Source organism: Mycobacterium hainanense (assembly GCF_041890355.1).
Lineage (GTDB): Bacteria > Actinomycetota > Actinomycetes > Mycobacteriales > Mycobacteriaceae > Mycobacterium > Mycobacterium hainanense.
On the sequence record NZ_CP169059.1, the window covers coordinates 2,979,737 to 2,992,202 of the forward strand.

At 68.4% G+C, this 12,466-nt stretch carries 13 protein-coding genes; 7 read left to right on the plus strand and 6 right to left on the minus strand.

Annotation, left to right across the window (positions count from 1 at the left end; translation table 11 throughout):
• Positions 1–29 precede the first annotated feature (29 nt).
• On the minus strand, positions 30–458 hold the full coding sequence (locus ACEL92_RS13940) for an SRPBCC family protein (RefSeq protein ID WP_374021335.1): 429 nt from the start codon (positions 456–458) through the stop codon (positions 30–32).
• A 120-nt stretch (positions 459–578) separates the two neighbouring features.
• Positions 579–1,136 (minus strand): hypothetical protein, encoded by a 558-nt coding sequence (locus ACEL92_RS13945; RefSeq protein ID WP_374021336.1) that lies wholly within the window; start codon positions 1,134–1,136, stop codon positions 579–581.
• A 196-nt stretch (positions 1,137–1,332) separates the two neighbouring features.
• Here ACEL92_RS13945 and ACEL92_RS13950 point away from each other — a divergent pair, with 196 nt between their 5' ends.
• The gene (locus tag ACEL92_RS13950; RefSeq protein ID WP_374021337.1) at positions 1,333–3,084 is read left to right on the plus strand and encodes a DUF4407 domain-containing protein; all 1,752 of its coding nucleotides are present in this window, start codon (positions 1,333–1,335) and stop codon (positions 3,082–3,084) included.
• Here ACEL92_RS13950 and ACEL92_RS13955 read toward each other — a convergent pair.
• Positions 3,081–3,689 carry a CGNR zinc finger domain-containing protein gene (locus tag ACEL92_RS13955; RefSeq protein ID WP_374021338.1) on the minus strand — a complete coding sequence of 203 codons (609 nt, stop codon included), beginning with the start codon at positions 3,687–3,689 and terminating at the stop codon, positions 3,081–3,083. The genes ACEL92_RS13950 and ACEL92_RS13955 overlap by 4 nt on opposite strands.
• 62 nt (positions 3,690–3,751) lie before the next feature.
• On the opposite strand from ACEL92_RS13955, the gene ACEL92_RS13960 reads away from it, so the two are divergent.
• Positions 3,752–4,711 (plus strand): DMT family transporter, encoded by a 960-nt coding sequence (locus tag ACEL92_RS13960; protein ID WP_374021339.1) that lies wholly within the window; start codon positions 3,752–3,754, stop codon positions 4,709–4,711.
• Between the two features lie 247 nt (positions 4,712–4,958).
• Here the strand turns inward: ACEL92_RS13960 and ACEL92_RS13965 are convergent, their stop codons facing one another.
• The 3 genes from ACEL92_RS13965 to ACEL92_RS13975 all read right to left on the minus strand — a co-directional run bounded on the left by ACEL92_RS13965 (position 4,959) and on the right by ACEL92_RS13975 (position 8,199).
• Complete coding sequence (locus tag ACEL92_RS13965; protein ID WP_067750263.1) at positions 4,959–5,246, minus strand: ANTAR domain-containing protein; 288 nt, start codon at positions 5,244–5,246, stop codon at positions 4,959–4,961.
• 240 nt (positions 5,247–5,486) lie between these two features.
• Positions 5,487–6,851 carry a wax ester/triacylglycerol synthase domain-containing protein gene (locus ACEL92_RS13970; RefSeq protein WP_374021340.1) on the minus strand — a complete coding sequence of 455 codons (1,365 nt, stop codon included), beginning with the start codon at positions 6,849–6,851 and terminating at the stop codon, positions 5,487–5,489.
• 115 nt (positions 6,852–6,966) lie between these two features.
• Entirely contained in the window at positions 6,967–8,199 is a 1,233-nt protein-coding gene (locus ACEL92_RS13975) for a CaiB/BaiF CoA transferase family protein (RefSeq protein ID WP_374021341.1), read from the minus strand.
• A 285-nt stretch (positions 8,200–8,484) separates the two neighbouring features.
• Here ACEL92_RS13975 and ACEL92_RS13980 point away from each other — a divergent pair, with 285 nt between their 5' ends.
• The 5 genes from ACEL92_RS13980 to ACEL92_RS14000 are packed head-to-tail and all read left to right on the plus strand — an operon-like array spanning position 8,485 to position 12,459.
• Positions 8,485–9,348: a mycofactocin-coupled SDR family oxidoreductase gene (locus ACEL92_RS13980; protein ID WP_374021342.1), complete on the plus strand. Its 864-nt coding sequence runs from the start codon at positions 8,485–8,487 to the stop codon at positions 9,346–9,348.
• A 4-nt stretch (positions 9,349–9,352) separates the two neighbouring features.
• Positions 9,353–10,336: a thiamine pyrophosphate-dependent dehydrogenase E1 component subunit alpha gene (locus ACEL92_RS13985; protein ID WP_374021343.1), complete on the plus strand. Its 984-nt coding sequence runs from the start codon at positions 9,353–9,355 to the stop codon at positions 10,334–10,336.
• A gap of 2 nt (positions 10,337–10,338) precedes the next feature.
• Positions 10,339–11,337 (plus strand): alpha-ketoacid dehydrogenase subunit beta, encoded by a 999-nt coding sequence (locus ACEL92_RS13990; protein ID WP_374026213.1) that lies wholly within the window; start codon positions 10,339–10,341, stop codon positions 11,335–11,337.
• Positions 11,330–11,566, plus strand: coding sequence for a lipoyl domain-containing protein (locus ACEL92_RS13995; protein ID WP_374021344.1), 237 nt, complete (start codon positions 11,330–11,332; stop codon positions 11,564–11,566). The genes ACEL92_RS13990 and ACEL92_RS13995 overlap by 8 nt, the downstream gene beginning before the upstream one ends.
• Positions 11,567–11,586: 20 nt before the next feature.
• Positions 11,587–12,459 (plus strand): enoyl-CoA hydratase/isomerase family protein, encoded by an 873-nt coding sequence (locus ACEL92_RS14000; protein WP_374021345.1) that lies wholly within the window; start codon positions 11,587–11,589, stop codon positions 12,457–12,459.
• The last annotated feature ends 7 nt before the right edge of the window (positions 12,460–12,466 follow it).

Consider the following 12,466-nt stretch of genomic DNA (forward strand, 5'->3'; position numbering starts at 1 on the left):
GCCTCTCCCCCGCCTATTGCGGAGCGGGCTTATTGCAGAGCGGCCAGGTTCTGCACGGACTTCTCCACGTCTGAGCGGAGGATCCGGGCCACCAGCCCGCCGATCGGCCCGCTGAGCAATCCGCCCCGCAGGTCCGCCGTGAGATGAAAGTCGGTCCCGGGATCCTTGTCCGTGACCGTCATCGCCACCCCGAGGCGAATCCCGCCGCGACCGCGGCCTTGCAGCTCAATCGCTTTGGGCTCGTCGTAGCGGGTGACCGTCCAGTGGATGACATTGCGGAACCCCTTGACCTTCACACACGACGAGACGCAGGTGCCCTCCTCGATCTTGTCGGGAACGGGTCCGCGCCACCCGGCGAAAATCGTCATCCACTCATCGAATCGGCCCAGGTCGGACGCCAGCTTCCAGGCGGCCTCCGGGTCCACCTCCGACGACACCGAGACATCTACACGTGCCAACTTTCCCCGCTCCTCCCCAAACGATGATCGCGGTCGGCGCCGGCACGGCAGCACAGGCGAACGGCGCGCAACGCGCACTGAGTACCCGCGGACGAGCGGGGCTATGCGTCGGGCCGGGTCCTACGGCCAGGCCTCCTGCAATTGCTGCGCCACGTCGATGATCTGGGCGGCCTGCGACTGCGGCGAGTCGATCTCCTCGGCGACGTACTGGGCGACGAATCGGCGGATCTCGCCGTCGACCCCGGCGAGGATGCGCAGCACCTCGCCGCGGAAGGACTTCGACGACACGTTGACGGTGATGTCGGAGGGCCGGGGTTTCGCGACGTCGACGATCAGCAACAGTGGCTCGGCGGCCCGCGCCGTGGCCCGCAATGCGATGTCCCCGGAGACGACGAACCGCTGCTTGTCGAGCCGCAGGTCGAGCAGCAGGTCGATCGACAGCGGGATGTGGATGACGAACGTGATGCTGTCACCCAGGCGGCGGGTGACCTTGGGCTCATGGATCTTGACGTTGGCGCTGACCTTGGCGATTCCGCCGGGCCCCTGCGGGATGGGCTCCATGGCGAACTCGTTTCCGGCGATGTCGGCGAACGCGGCGGCGACACGCTCGGGCGTGACAGCGACCTCGAAGAATTTGCGGCCAAACTCTTCGTAGGTGACAAAATCGTGAGTCTCCATAGGCTTATACCGTCTCACGCCCGTCGCCGGAACCGTCGTTGATCGGCACGCGTCGCAGAAATCCGCGGCCGCCAGGGCTTCTCCCCGGCGATCGGCCGGCGAGCCGTCGCGTTGTGAAGCACGCCACACCCGGGGGGCTTCGATTCGGTCCGGCGGGCGGTCGCCTGGGAGGCTTGTTGCTTGGGAGGTGTTTTCGATGTGCGCCCAGGAAGTTAGCGAGAAGCGCTCGGCGTCGCGGCCCGCAGGCCTGCTCACCTGGCTGGGCGGCGGGCAATGGCGCGAGCCGGGCGAGCGGTCCGCGCACGCCGCCGAGAGCGGGGCCGGTGCCGTGGTGTTGTTCGGCGCGGTGCTGGCCTGGCTGGTCGCGACCGTGGCGGTCAGCGAGACGGGCCGGTGGTCACTCCCCTTGGTGCTGCCGCTGACGGTGGTCTTCGGTCTGTTGGTGGCCGCGATTGCCCGCGCCACCACGTCGGGGGCGCACCGCGGCTGGGCAGGCACGGCGGGACGCGCGCTGGTCGCGACCGCGCTCGGGGCCGTCGTCGGCGAACTGGCCGCGCTCGTCCTGCTTTGCGGTTCGATCGACCATCGCCTTGACGAACGCGCCCTGCGCAACGCCGGCTCGGCGCCGGCCGTCGCGCAGGCCTCGGCGTCCCTGCAACAAACCAGGGATGCGCGGGCCGCGCTCGACAGTGCCGTCGACGGCGCCCACCAGCAGCAGGATCGCGCCCTGGTCATTGCGCGCTGCGAATACCGTCCCACCCCCGCCTGCCCGCAGACCCGCATCACCGGCGATCCCGGTGCCGGGCCCGAAACACGTACGGCAAACGAGCTTCTCGCGGACGCCCAGCATGAGTTGGACAACGCGCTCGCGGTCCGGGATCGCCAAGCCCCGGAGCTGGACGCCGAGATCTCCCGGGAGCAGCACGTCCTCGACGAGGCGCGTCGCGACGTGGTCGCCGGCGCCGACCGCGGCTTGGGCGCCCGATGGGTCGCGATGAACGACCTGACCCGCAGCGACGCGGGCGCGCTGACGCTGCGGTTGCTGGCGATCGCGTTCTGCGTGCTGCTCTACCTGCTGCCCCTGATCTTGAGGCGGTGGCGCGGCGAGACCACCCAGGATCGGCGTGCCGCGGCACGCGCGGAGCGCGAACGCGCGGAGCTCGAGGCCGACACCGCGGTCGCGATCAAGCGGGCCGAGGTCCGCCGTGAGGCCGAAATCATGTGGGCCGAGCACCAACTCACTCAGGCCCGGCTCGCCATCGAGGCCCAGACCGAGATTGACCGCGAGCAGCAGCGTCGCCGAATCGCGGACGCCATCGATCCGCCGGTGCGGGCGTCGTCACAACGCCCCATCGAACCGGCCGACGAAGACATCTTTCTGCCCATCGCCGCGGAAGCCGAGGCGGCCAGCCGGGCGATCGTCGGCCTGCCCGCGCAGACCCCCGACGCCGAGAACCTGCCCGCGCCCGTCGAGCGCGACGTGGTGGCGCACGAGGAACGCGGCCCGTCGCTCATCGGATCGATTCCGGACGCCACCAAGGCCGCCGCGCGGTGGATTCGTCCGCTGGTGCCCCCGTTCGTGGGGCGGGTGCTCGACACCACGACCGCCCCGCTGCGCACCGCCCGTCAGGTCTTCGAAGAGGTTGAGGAAATCACCTTCGCGCTGCGACGCACCCACAAAGTCACGGTCGAGTCCGAAAGCTCGGAGGCCGGCGCACGTTCCGGGCGTCCCGCCGGGACGGGCGAATCCCCCCTGCCCGCACGAGGTTTCATCGACTCGGTCCGCGACGATGCCGACCGGTCGCCGCACCCGCGGCTGGGCGGCCCGGGCCATCACGCGTCGTCGCTAGGGAAGGCGCACCGAAGCGACGAACGGGAATTGACCAAGCGGGACGGGCCGGCCGAGTTGAATTCCCCCCAAGGCCCGCGCCAGCTCCCGCCCGCTTAACGGCCTGTGCCATCCCGGCTGCGTTCGTAGAACCTGCGGACCCGCGCCCGGTTGCCGCAATCGACCGTGCTGCACCAGCGGCGGTTCTGCCGGTGGCTGGTGTCGAGAAACAACCAGCCGCAGTCGTCGTCGCCGCATCGTTTGACGCGCGACGCCGGGCCGCCGGTCAAAAAGGTCACCGCTTCGACGGCCAGCCGGTGCAACGGCGTTTGCGTCGTCAGCGCGGACTCCTGCCAGCTGGCCGCGTTCTGATCGACGACCAGGCGCCTGGCTCGCAGGGCGGATCGGTATGCGTCGGCGACTTTCTCGGCGTCGCGCGCCGACCCGCACCCGGTCCACATCCGGTGCAGGGCCTCCCTGAACTGCCTCGTCCGGTGTAGCGTTCGCGCGGCGCCGCCCGCGTCCGGGCCCATGCCTTCGGTCAGGGCTCGCGCCTCACCAAGCGACAAGATCCCGGCGTGCTGCGCCCAGGCCACCAGATCGGAGTATCCGACAAGGTATTCCGTGCGGCGATGGGCGTCACCCCGCCACGCCACCGTGTTGACCAAATCGACCGCGGGATGCCCCCCGCGCAGGTCGAGAGTCGCCGCTTCCGACCGCACCATGCCAACCATGCTAATGGGTAACCGATGATTTACCCATTAGGACGATGGGTATACCCCCGGGCATGAGAATCGTTCCCGCGCGCTCGCGTGATCAGATCGGATTGGCAACCGGCGCATTGTGCGTGTCGGCGTCCGCGGTGCTGCTCAAAGTGGCCGCCGCTACGCCGGCCACCGCCACAGCTGCACGCTGCCTGTTGGCCTTGCCGGTGGTCCTGTTCCTCGCGATCCCGGAATGGCGTCGCCACGGCGCCATCTCGCGCGGCGGTCTGCTGTCGGCCGCCATCTGTGGCGCATTTTTCGCCGGCGACATGTTGTTGTGGACCCAGGCCATCCCGGAAGTGGGGGCGGGGTTGTCCACCGTTTTGGTCAACGCGCAGGTTGCCGTCGTCCCGCTGTTGAGTTGGCTGGTGGATCGCGAGCGGGTCTCGCGCCGATTCCTGCTGACGCTGCCCGTACTGCTAGTCGGCGTCCTACTTGCCGGCGGGATGCTCGAGCGCGGCATTTCGGGGAGCGACCCCGTTCGCGGAACGGTGCACGCCGTGGGGGCGGCGCTGTGCTATTCCGGATTTCTCTTTCTGTTGCGGCGCGGCGGACAAGCCGGCCAGCCCATGCAGACCTACACGGTCGTACTCGCGACGTCGGCGGTCGTGGCCGTGGCCGTCGGCCCGTGGTGGCATGGCTTGCAGGTCTGGCCGGGCTGGCGTGCCGTCGGTTGGTTGGTGTTGGTCGCCGTCACCGGCCAATTGGCCGGCTGGCTACTCGTCGCCTTCTGCTCGGGCCGCCTCCCCAGCACCGTCAGTTCCGCCCTGTTGTTGCTGACCCCGGTGGGTGCGGTCGCGCTCGGCGCGCTCGCGCTCGCTGAGCGCCCGTCCTCCCTTCAGCTCGCCGGGTGCGCGCTCGTGCTGGTTGCGGGATATCTGGGCACCGCACGAAAAGCGGCGCAGGCGGACCCAATTCGTCAGGCGCAACCGTCACATCGACAGCCGCGTCCACGCGCCTACTCGTCCCCGAGGGCTTGGTGAGGCCCCGGCGGAATCGCCGGCCTGGTCGCGCTGAGTCAGCGGATTAGGTTGATTCCGTAGTCGATTTCGGGTGCGGGTTGATTGCTCGCGCGATTCCGCCGACACCGCCGGATCCCCCGCCCGCGGGTCGGCCACCGCAGCCGAAGCCCAGAAGCGTCACCTTCCACGGGCGCTTTTGCGTCGATGCGGTTGGCGACGGCCGGGTTACCCCTCGAAAACTCGGCCGCCGCAACGTCCCGATCGCCGCTCAACAGGTCACTGCGGCCGAGGAGAACAAGCGCCCCCATTCGTGCCGGGCCGCGGACTGCGCGTCGGTGAAGCTCGGCGTCTTCTCGCCGTCGCCCGCCAGGTGCACCAGGGCCCACGCCATCGCGAAAACCGGCACCTTGTGCCGTAGCGCCGCGCTGTGCAACTCGTCCAGGGCGGCTTCAGACGGACACCGGCGCAGGCCGATGAGTATGCCCCGCGCGGTATCGAGAATGCGGCCGGAATTCGGGCCACACGAGGTCTGGGCAGGGACCCAGTTCGCCGTCATCTTGTGGATACCTCCTGCGGCGCCGTCACGAATCCGCGACCTTGCGGATGAGGAATTCCTGCGCTACGCGTCGTCGCGGCCGCAAACCCCAAAGGCGCCCCTGTGCCATGATTTGTCGATTGACCGCGTTGTGCCAGAGCGCGGCCGGGATTGATATCGGCCCGTGACCGTTTCGGGATCGGCTGCTGACCAACGACTCCGGGGTGTTTCGGTTTGCCGGTGTAACCCAGTCACCGCGAATTAGGTTGCCAACGCGAGTAATTCGTCGAAGCCTGCGACGATCGCATCGTGGAAGAGGTCGTAGTCCGCAATTGCGGCGGTGTCGACGTTCAAGCCGAGCCCGCACGTATCGACATACGTCAGAAGGGTGACGTTGACCGCCGAGCCGATGGTGGGGCCGAATGCGTATTGCGCGCGCACCGCCGCCCCGCCGAGGAAGACCGGCACCGGAACACCGGGCACGTCGCTGGCCACGAAATCCACGTGGCGCAGTACCGAGCCGATGTACCAGCGGGGCGCTAGATTGAGCATCCCGGCGATCAATTGCGTGTAGGGCAAGGATCTTTCGTTGCGCACGGCCGCGGTGCGCTGGCGGATCGCTTGGATTCGCTTTGCCGGGTTGACCTCGCCGACGGGCACGTCGAAGCGCATCAACGTGATCCGGTTCCCGCCCATGCCATCGTCTTTGGTCCGCAGACTGATCGGCATCGTGATGTGCAAGTCGCGGACTGCAACGCCATGCTTCTCGTGGTAGAGCCGCAGCCCACCCGCCACCCCCGCGACGAAAGCGTCGTTCAACGCGCCACCACAGCGGTGCGCGGCCTCCCGGAGCAACCGCATCGGCACCTGATGCACGCCGAGCCGCCGGATCAGGCCGCGTTCCGTTGCCAGCGGTGACCCGGTGCTGCTTATCGGCCGGACGGTTCGGTAGACCGAAGCGGCGGTGGTCGCCGCGGACCGGATGGTGTCGACGGGCCGCCGAACGCCGTCGTACATCAACCGCGGCAGCAGGGTGGCCGCCCCCGTCAGGGCGCTACTGAGCAAGCCGGTGTCGTAGCGCGCCGCGTCGCGGTAGCCGCCCAGCATCCCGCGCTCAACCACCTCGGGCTCGGGCGGCAGGGGTTCCACGCGCGACAGGTTCTCCGCGAGGTCGAAGAGGTGCATCGCGATCTGGACTCCGCCCACCCCGTCGGTGAGCGCGTGGTGGAACTTGCAGATCATGGCCGCTCCTCCGTCGGCCAGGCCGTCGATCAATGTCGTTTCCCACAGGGCGCGGGCCCGGTCGAAGTCCTGCATCTCGGCAACGCGGGCCATCTCGAGCACATCGTCGAGCGTCCCGGGGCCCGGGATGCTCGCTCGCCGCAGGTGATAGTCCAGGTCGAAGCCCCGGTAGTGCTCCCAGCGCGGCGGTGCAGGCGGGGGCGACTGCACCACGCGCTGCCTGAACATGGGGAGTTTGCGGCTGATCAAGTCGAACCGCCTGCGCACCTCGTCCCAGTCCGGCGACCGGTCCAGGAGAACGACGCTGACCACGGTAGATCGCAGCCGCGGGTCGCTTTCCATTGCCCAGGTGAACGCGTCGCTGGCGCGCATGAATGCAGTCATGTCCGTGCTCCTTTGCACAGAACGTACGACTGCGGGCGCCTCAGGTCACCGGGTTACCGGCAGGCGGTGACTTTGGTCCCCACAGGTAACGCCTTTCGTCGACTGGCTGCCAGGCTTAGAGAATCGCTCCGCGGTCCTTGCCCGTGGCGATGTCGTCCCAGTCGACGCCGAGCTCCAGCAGGATCTCCTCGGTGTGCTGTCCGTGTTCGGGTGCGCGCGCGGGCGCCGGCGGCGTTTCGTCGAACTGAACTGGCGCCGCGACGATGCGGTACTTCTCGCCATGGTCGTCGACGTTTGTCACCACGTACCCGTTCGGTTCGACCTGTGGATCGTTGAGGGTCTCCCGCGGCGTTGCCAGGGCGCCCCACACACCGGGCTCGTCCTGTAGCGCCTTCTGCCAGTGGGCCAGGTCGTGGCGGGCGAACGCGTCGGCCAGGATCTCGGTGGCCGCCGCGGCGTTGGCTATCAGGTTGCTCGACGGCACGAATCGCTCGTCGGTCGCCAGCTCCGCCAGGCCCATCCGTTCGCAGAAGCCCACCCAGAACTTGTCCGGTTGCAAGAACACCAGCTGAATCCACCTGCCGTCCCGCGTCTTGTACCGGTTGACGAGCGGGTTGATGGCCAGGCCGGGCGGTGCGCCCGGGATCCCGTCGATGTCGAAGAAATCGGCCGCCGAGATGGACGGCGCTATCGCCCACATCGCCTGGGCCAGCAGCGAGGAGTCGACGATCGTCGGCTCACCGGTCCGCTCGCGGTGGAACAGCGCGGCGCAGACGCCCCCCGCGAGTGTCGCCCCGCCCTGGAGGTCGCCGAATCCAGGACCCTGCACTGCGGGCGTGTCGGCGCCGAACGGCGTGAGCGTGTAAGCGACGCCGCCGCGGGCTAGGTAGGTGGCCGCGTCGAACCCGCCGCGATCCCGATCCGGGCCCCGCACCCCCAGCCCGGTTCCGCGCGCGATGATGATCTTCGGGTTGAACGAGCGGATGTCGTCCACGGTCAGGCGGGCCCGCTCGAGCGCACCGGGCAGCCAATTGGTAAGGAACACATCCGCGCTCGCCAACAGGCGGCCGAACAGCGTGCGGCCGGTCTCGGACTTGATGTCGATGGCGATGCTGCGCTTGCCGCGATTGCCCAGCTCGAGGATGAAGTCGGCGTCCGGCCGGGCCGCCTGCCGGGTGAACCCGCCGACGACCAGCGCGCGCCCCGGATCACCGGACGCGACGCCTTCGACTTTGATCACGTCGGCACCCCAGTCCGACAGGGCCGCACCGGCCGACGGCACGTAGGTCCAGGACGCCAACTCGATGACCCGTACCCCCTGGAGCACACCCCCGCGCACGCCGGACATCGCCAACTCCCTCGGTCGACCGTCATTCCTTGCTATTTTAGATATTCTAGCTAGTCTAGGGCGTAGTGGTAGACCCGCTGCAGGTCAGCGCAGTTTTTCTGGAAGAGATGCGATGGATCCGACCGTCGGCCCGATTCCGACGCCAGCCCGCGGTGAACGCGCGCCGCATCCCAGAGCAGCACGGCGGTCGGCTGATGCGTCTCCGCTCGGCCCCCTGCTGTGCCAGCCAAACTTGTTGCGCCCCAACGCGGGCCGCGCCATAGCCACGCGGACGAAGGACGGGCGATGGGCAGGGTAGCGGGCAAGGTGGCCGTGATCAGTGGCGCCGCGCGGGGGCAGGGCCGTTCGCATGCGCGGATGCTGGCCGCGGAAGGCGCGGACATCATCGCGGTGGACCTGTGCGCCGACATCGAGACCAACGAGTATCCCCTGGCCCGGCGGGAGGACCTGGACGAGACGGCGCGGCTGGTGGAGAAGGAAGGGCAGCGCGCGTTCACCGCCGTCGCCGACGTCCGCGACCGCGCGGCCCTGTCCGCGGCGATCGATCAGGGCGTTGCCGAATTCGGCCATCTCGACGTCGTCGTCGCCAACGCGGGCATCTGCCCGCTGACCGCGGGCCTGCCGCCGCAGGCCTTCGCCGACGCCGTGGACGTTGACCTGGTCGGCGTGCTGAATTTGGTGCACGCGAGCCTCAAGCACCTGCTCGCCGGCGCCTCGATCATCGTGATCGGGTCCAACGCCGCGTTCATGTCGTCGATGAACACGACGGGCATCGACGGCGGCCCCGGCGGGGCCGGGTACGCCTTCGCCAAACTTGCTGCCGCGCATTACGTCAACGACTTCGCCCTGGCGCTCGCCCGGTTCTCCATCCGGATGAATGCGGTGCATCCCACCAACGTCAACACCGACATGCTGCACAGCCCGCCGATGTATCGTGCGTTCCGGCCGGACCTGTCGGATCCGGCCCGCGAGGACGCCGAACCGGTTTTCCCGCTCGTCCAGGCGATGCCGATCCCCTACGTCGAACCCGAGGACGTCAGCGAGGCGGTGTTGTTCCTCGCCTCCGACGCGGCGCGGTACATCACCGGGCAGCAACTTCGTGTCGACGGTGGGGGCTTTTTGAAGGTCAAGCCGTGGTCCGGTGCGTGATGGCATGACCGACGGGACACCGGGCGTCGAGCGCCGCCTGTACGAGCTGATGGTGCTCATGAAGGCTGCCGACGATCGATTGTCCAAAGGCATTGGCACCGGCGAATTCATGTGCGTGTACTGGCCCTCGCGCGGCCAGGAGGCCGTCGCCGCCGCGATGGGCGTCGCGCTGCGCCCCGACGACCAATTGGTTACCACGTACCGCGGCCTGCACGACCTCATCGGCAAGGGCGTCCCGCTCGAGGAGATCTACGGCGAGATGATGGGCCGCACCGTCGGCGCCGCCCGCGGCAAGGGCGGCACCATGCACATCGCCAACCCCGACAAGGGCGTCATGCTTTCGACCGGCATCGTCGGGGCTGGACCGCCGGTGGCGGTGGGGTTGGCGATGGCCGCCAAACGCAGAGGCTCCGACCGCGTCACGGTGGTCAGCTTCGGCGACGGAGCCACCAACACGGGGTCCTTCCACGAGGCGGCCAACATGGCCGCGCTGTGGGACCTGCCGGTGGTCTTCGTCTGTCAGAACAACCTGTACGCCGAGATGACGCCGACCGCCGACACCATGAAGCTCGCGCAGGTCGCCGACCGGGCGCTGGGCTACGGCATGCCCGGAGTGCGCGTCGACGGAAACGACCCGCTGGCGGTCACTTCGGCGCTCCAAGACGCGTTGCGGCGGGCCCGCGCCGGCGACGGCCCCACCTTCATCGAGTGCGTGACGTTCCGGTTCCGCGGCCATTACTTCGGCGACAGAATGCCCTACATCCCCGAGGAGCAATTGGCCGCCGCGATCGCAGCCGATCCGGTGCCTCGGTTCCGTAGCTACCTCGCCGAAGCGGGCCTCTGCGATCAGGACGAGCTCGACCGCATCGACGCCCAGGCGCTGGCCACCGTGGAGGCGGCGCTGGAGACCGTGATGCGCGCGGATTCCCCATCGATCGACGAGCTCGACCAGGACGTGTACGGGACGCCGATCAGGTTCCCGGTATGAACATGGACGAAGAAGAGCTGACCATGCGGGAGGCGCTCAACCTCGCGCTGGACCAGGCCCTCGCGGCCGACGACAGGGTGTTCCTGCTCGGTGAGGACATCGCCGATCCGGGCGCGTCCGGCCCGACCGCGGGGCTGTCGACGAAGTACGGCCACGAGCGCGTCCTGGACACCCCGATCTCGGAGGCGGCGATCGTGGGCGCGGCGATCGGTGCCGCCATCGACGGCCTGCTGCCGGTGGCCGAGATCATGATCATGGACTTCATCGGCATCGCCGCCGATCAGCTGGTCAACAACGCGGCCAAGTTGCGCTTCATGACCGCCGGACGCACGACCGCGCCGATCACCATTCGCACCCAGGTCTACGCCGGGCTGGCCACCGGCGCGACGCATTCGCAGAGCCTGGAGGCGTGGTTCATGCACATCCCCGGCATGAAGGTGATCGTGCCCTCCACCCCCCGGGACGGGAAGGGCCTCCTGACGGCGGCGATCTTCGACCCCGATCCGTGCCTGTTCGTCGAAACGATCCGGTTGCAGGGCAAGAAAGGTCCAGTCCCCAAAGACGCCGGTTTCTCAATTCCGTTGGGCCAGGCCGACATCAAGCGGCAGGGCACCGACGTGACCCTGATCGGCTACGGACGCTGCCTGCACGACGCCCTGAGCGCGGCGGCCGCCCTGCACGAACAGGGGGTGAGCGCCGAGGTCGTCGATCTGCGCACCCTGGTGCCACTCGACGTCGAGACCATCGTCGACTCGGTACGCCGCACCCGACGAGCCGTCGTCATCCACGACGCGGTTCAATTCGCCGGTCCCGGAGCCGAGATCGCGGCAATCCTGCAGCACGAATTGTTCGGCGAACTGGAGGCGCCGATCGAGCGGGTGGCCGCCAGGTTCGTCCCCAATCCGGCCGCGGCCGCGCTCGAGGCCCACGTATACCCGTCACCGTCACGGATCGTCGAGGCGGCGCTGCTTACCTTGCAGAAGGCTAAAGTCCATGGCTGAGTTCGTCATTCGGATTCCGCGGGTCTCGGTGGCCGTGTCGGAGGCCGAGCTGACCGGCCTGCTCGTCGACGCCGGACAGCACGTGGAAGCGGGCACGCCGATCTACGTGATCGCGACCGAGAAGGTGGAGCAGGAAATCGAGGCCGGAGCCTCGGGCACCGTGCGGTGGACCGGTCAGGTCGGCACCACCTACGACATCGGCGCCGAAATCGGCATCATCACTTCGTGAATCAGGAAAGGTGAGCACGTATGGATCTCAACGAGACTCGCGACAGGATCATCTATCAAAAAGAGGGGCCCATCGCCCGCATCACGCTCAACTGGCCCGAGAAGGCGAACGCGCAGGACCAGAAGCTGTCCGAGGAGGTCGATGCCGCACTACTGGACGCCGACCGCGACTACGACATCAAGGTGCTGATCCTCAAGGCCAACGGCAAGGGTTTTTGCTCCGGGCACGCCATCGGCAACAACTCCGTCGACTACCCGGCGATGGTCGAGGCCGCACAGGTGATGGGAACACCGTGGAAGCCGCAGACCGACCTGTTCGTCAAGCCGATCCTGAACCTGTGGGAGTTCTCCAAGCCGACCATCGCGGCCGTGCACGGCTATTGCGTCGGCGGCGGCACGCATTACGGGCTGACCACCGACATCGTCATCGCCGCCGAGGACGCGTACTTCTCCTACCCGCCGCTGCAGGGCTTCGGCATGCCCTCGGGCGAATGTTCGATCGAGCCATGGGTTTTCATGAACTGGCGGCGCGCGGCCTACTACCTGTACCTGGCCGAGGTCATCGACGCGAAGAAGGCGCTGGAGGTCGGCCTGGTCAACGAGGTCGTTCCCCGCGACCAACTGGAATCGCGGGCCGACGCCATCGCCCGCCACATCGCCCAGGCGCCGATGACGACGCTGCTGGCCACCAAGGCCAACCTGAAGCGGGCCTGGGAGTTGATGGGCATGCGGGTGCACTGGCAGAGCTCCAACGATCTGGTCGCGCTGTCGGCGCTCAGCAAGGACGTGCAGCAACTGATCCAGACGGTCTTCAAGGACAAGGTGCTGCCGTCCGAGCACGCCCGGCGGCAGGCCGCGGCGGCCGCCCAAACCGACGGCGCCGCAGCGACGTAGGCCGTCG

What these genes read in the sequence shown, in the direction of transcription:
- ACEL92_RS13955 (WP_374021338.1), bottom strand. Translation starts at nt 3,689, where the DNA reads ATGGTGCGGTCGGAAGCGGCGACTCTCGACCTGCGCGGGGGGCATCCC.
- ACEL92_RS13970 (WP_374021340.1), bottom strand. Translation starts at nt 6,851, where the DNA reads ATGACTGCATTCATGCGCGCCAGCGACGCGTTCACCTGGGCAATGGAA.
- ACEL92_RS13990 (WP_374026213.1), top strand. Translation starts at nt 10,339, where the DNA reads ATGGACGAAGAAGAGCTGACCATGCGGGAGGCGCTCAACCTCGCGCTG.
- ACEL92_RS13960 (WP_374021339.1), top strand. Translation starts at nt 3,752, where the DNA reads ATGAGAATCGTTCCCGCGCGCTCGCGTGATCAGATCGGATTGGCAACC.
- ACEL92_RS13980 (WP_374021342.1), top strand. Translation starts at nt 8,485, where the DNA reads ATGGGCAGGGTAGCGGGCAAGGTGGCCGTGATCAGTGGCGCCGCGCGG.
- ACEL92_RS13975 (WP_374021341.1), bottom strand. Translation starts at nt 8,199, where the DNA reads ATGTCCGGCGTGCGCGGGGGTGTGCTCCAGGGGGTACGGGTCATCGAG.
- ACEL92_RS13945 (WP_374021336.1), bottom strand. Translation starts at nt 1,136, where the DNA reads ATGGAGACTCACGATTTTGTCACCTACGAAGAGTTTGGCCGCAAATTC.
- ACEL92_RS13950 (WP_374021337.1), top strand. Translation starts at nt 1,333, where the DNA reads ATGTGCGCCCAGGAAGTTAGCGAGAAGCGCTCGGCGTCGCGGCCCGCA.
- ACEL92_RS13985 (WP_374021343.1), top strand. Translation starts at nt 9,353, where the DNA reads ATGACCGACGGGACACCGGGCGTCGAGCGCCGCCTGTACGAGCTGATG.
- ACEL92_RS13995 (WP_374021344.1), top strand. Translation starts at nt 11,330, where the DNA reads ATGGCTGAGTTCGTCATTCGGATTCCGCGGGTCTCGGTGGCCGTGTCG.
- ACEL92_RS13965 (WP_067750263.1), bottom strand. Translation starts at nt 5,246, where the DNA reads ATGACGGCGAACTGGGTCCCTGCCCAGACCTCGTGTGGCCCGAATTCC.
- ACEL92_RS14000 (WP_374021345.1), top strand. Translation starts at nt 11,587, where the DNA reads ATGGATCTCAACGAGACTCGCGACAGGATCATCTATCAAAAAGAGGGG.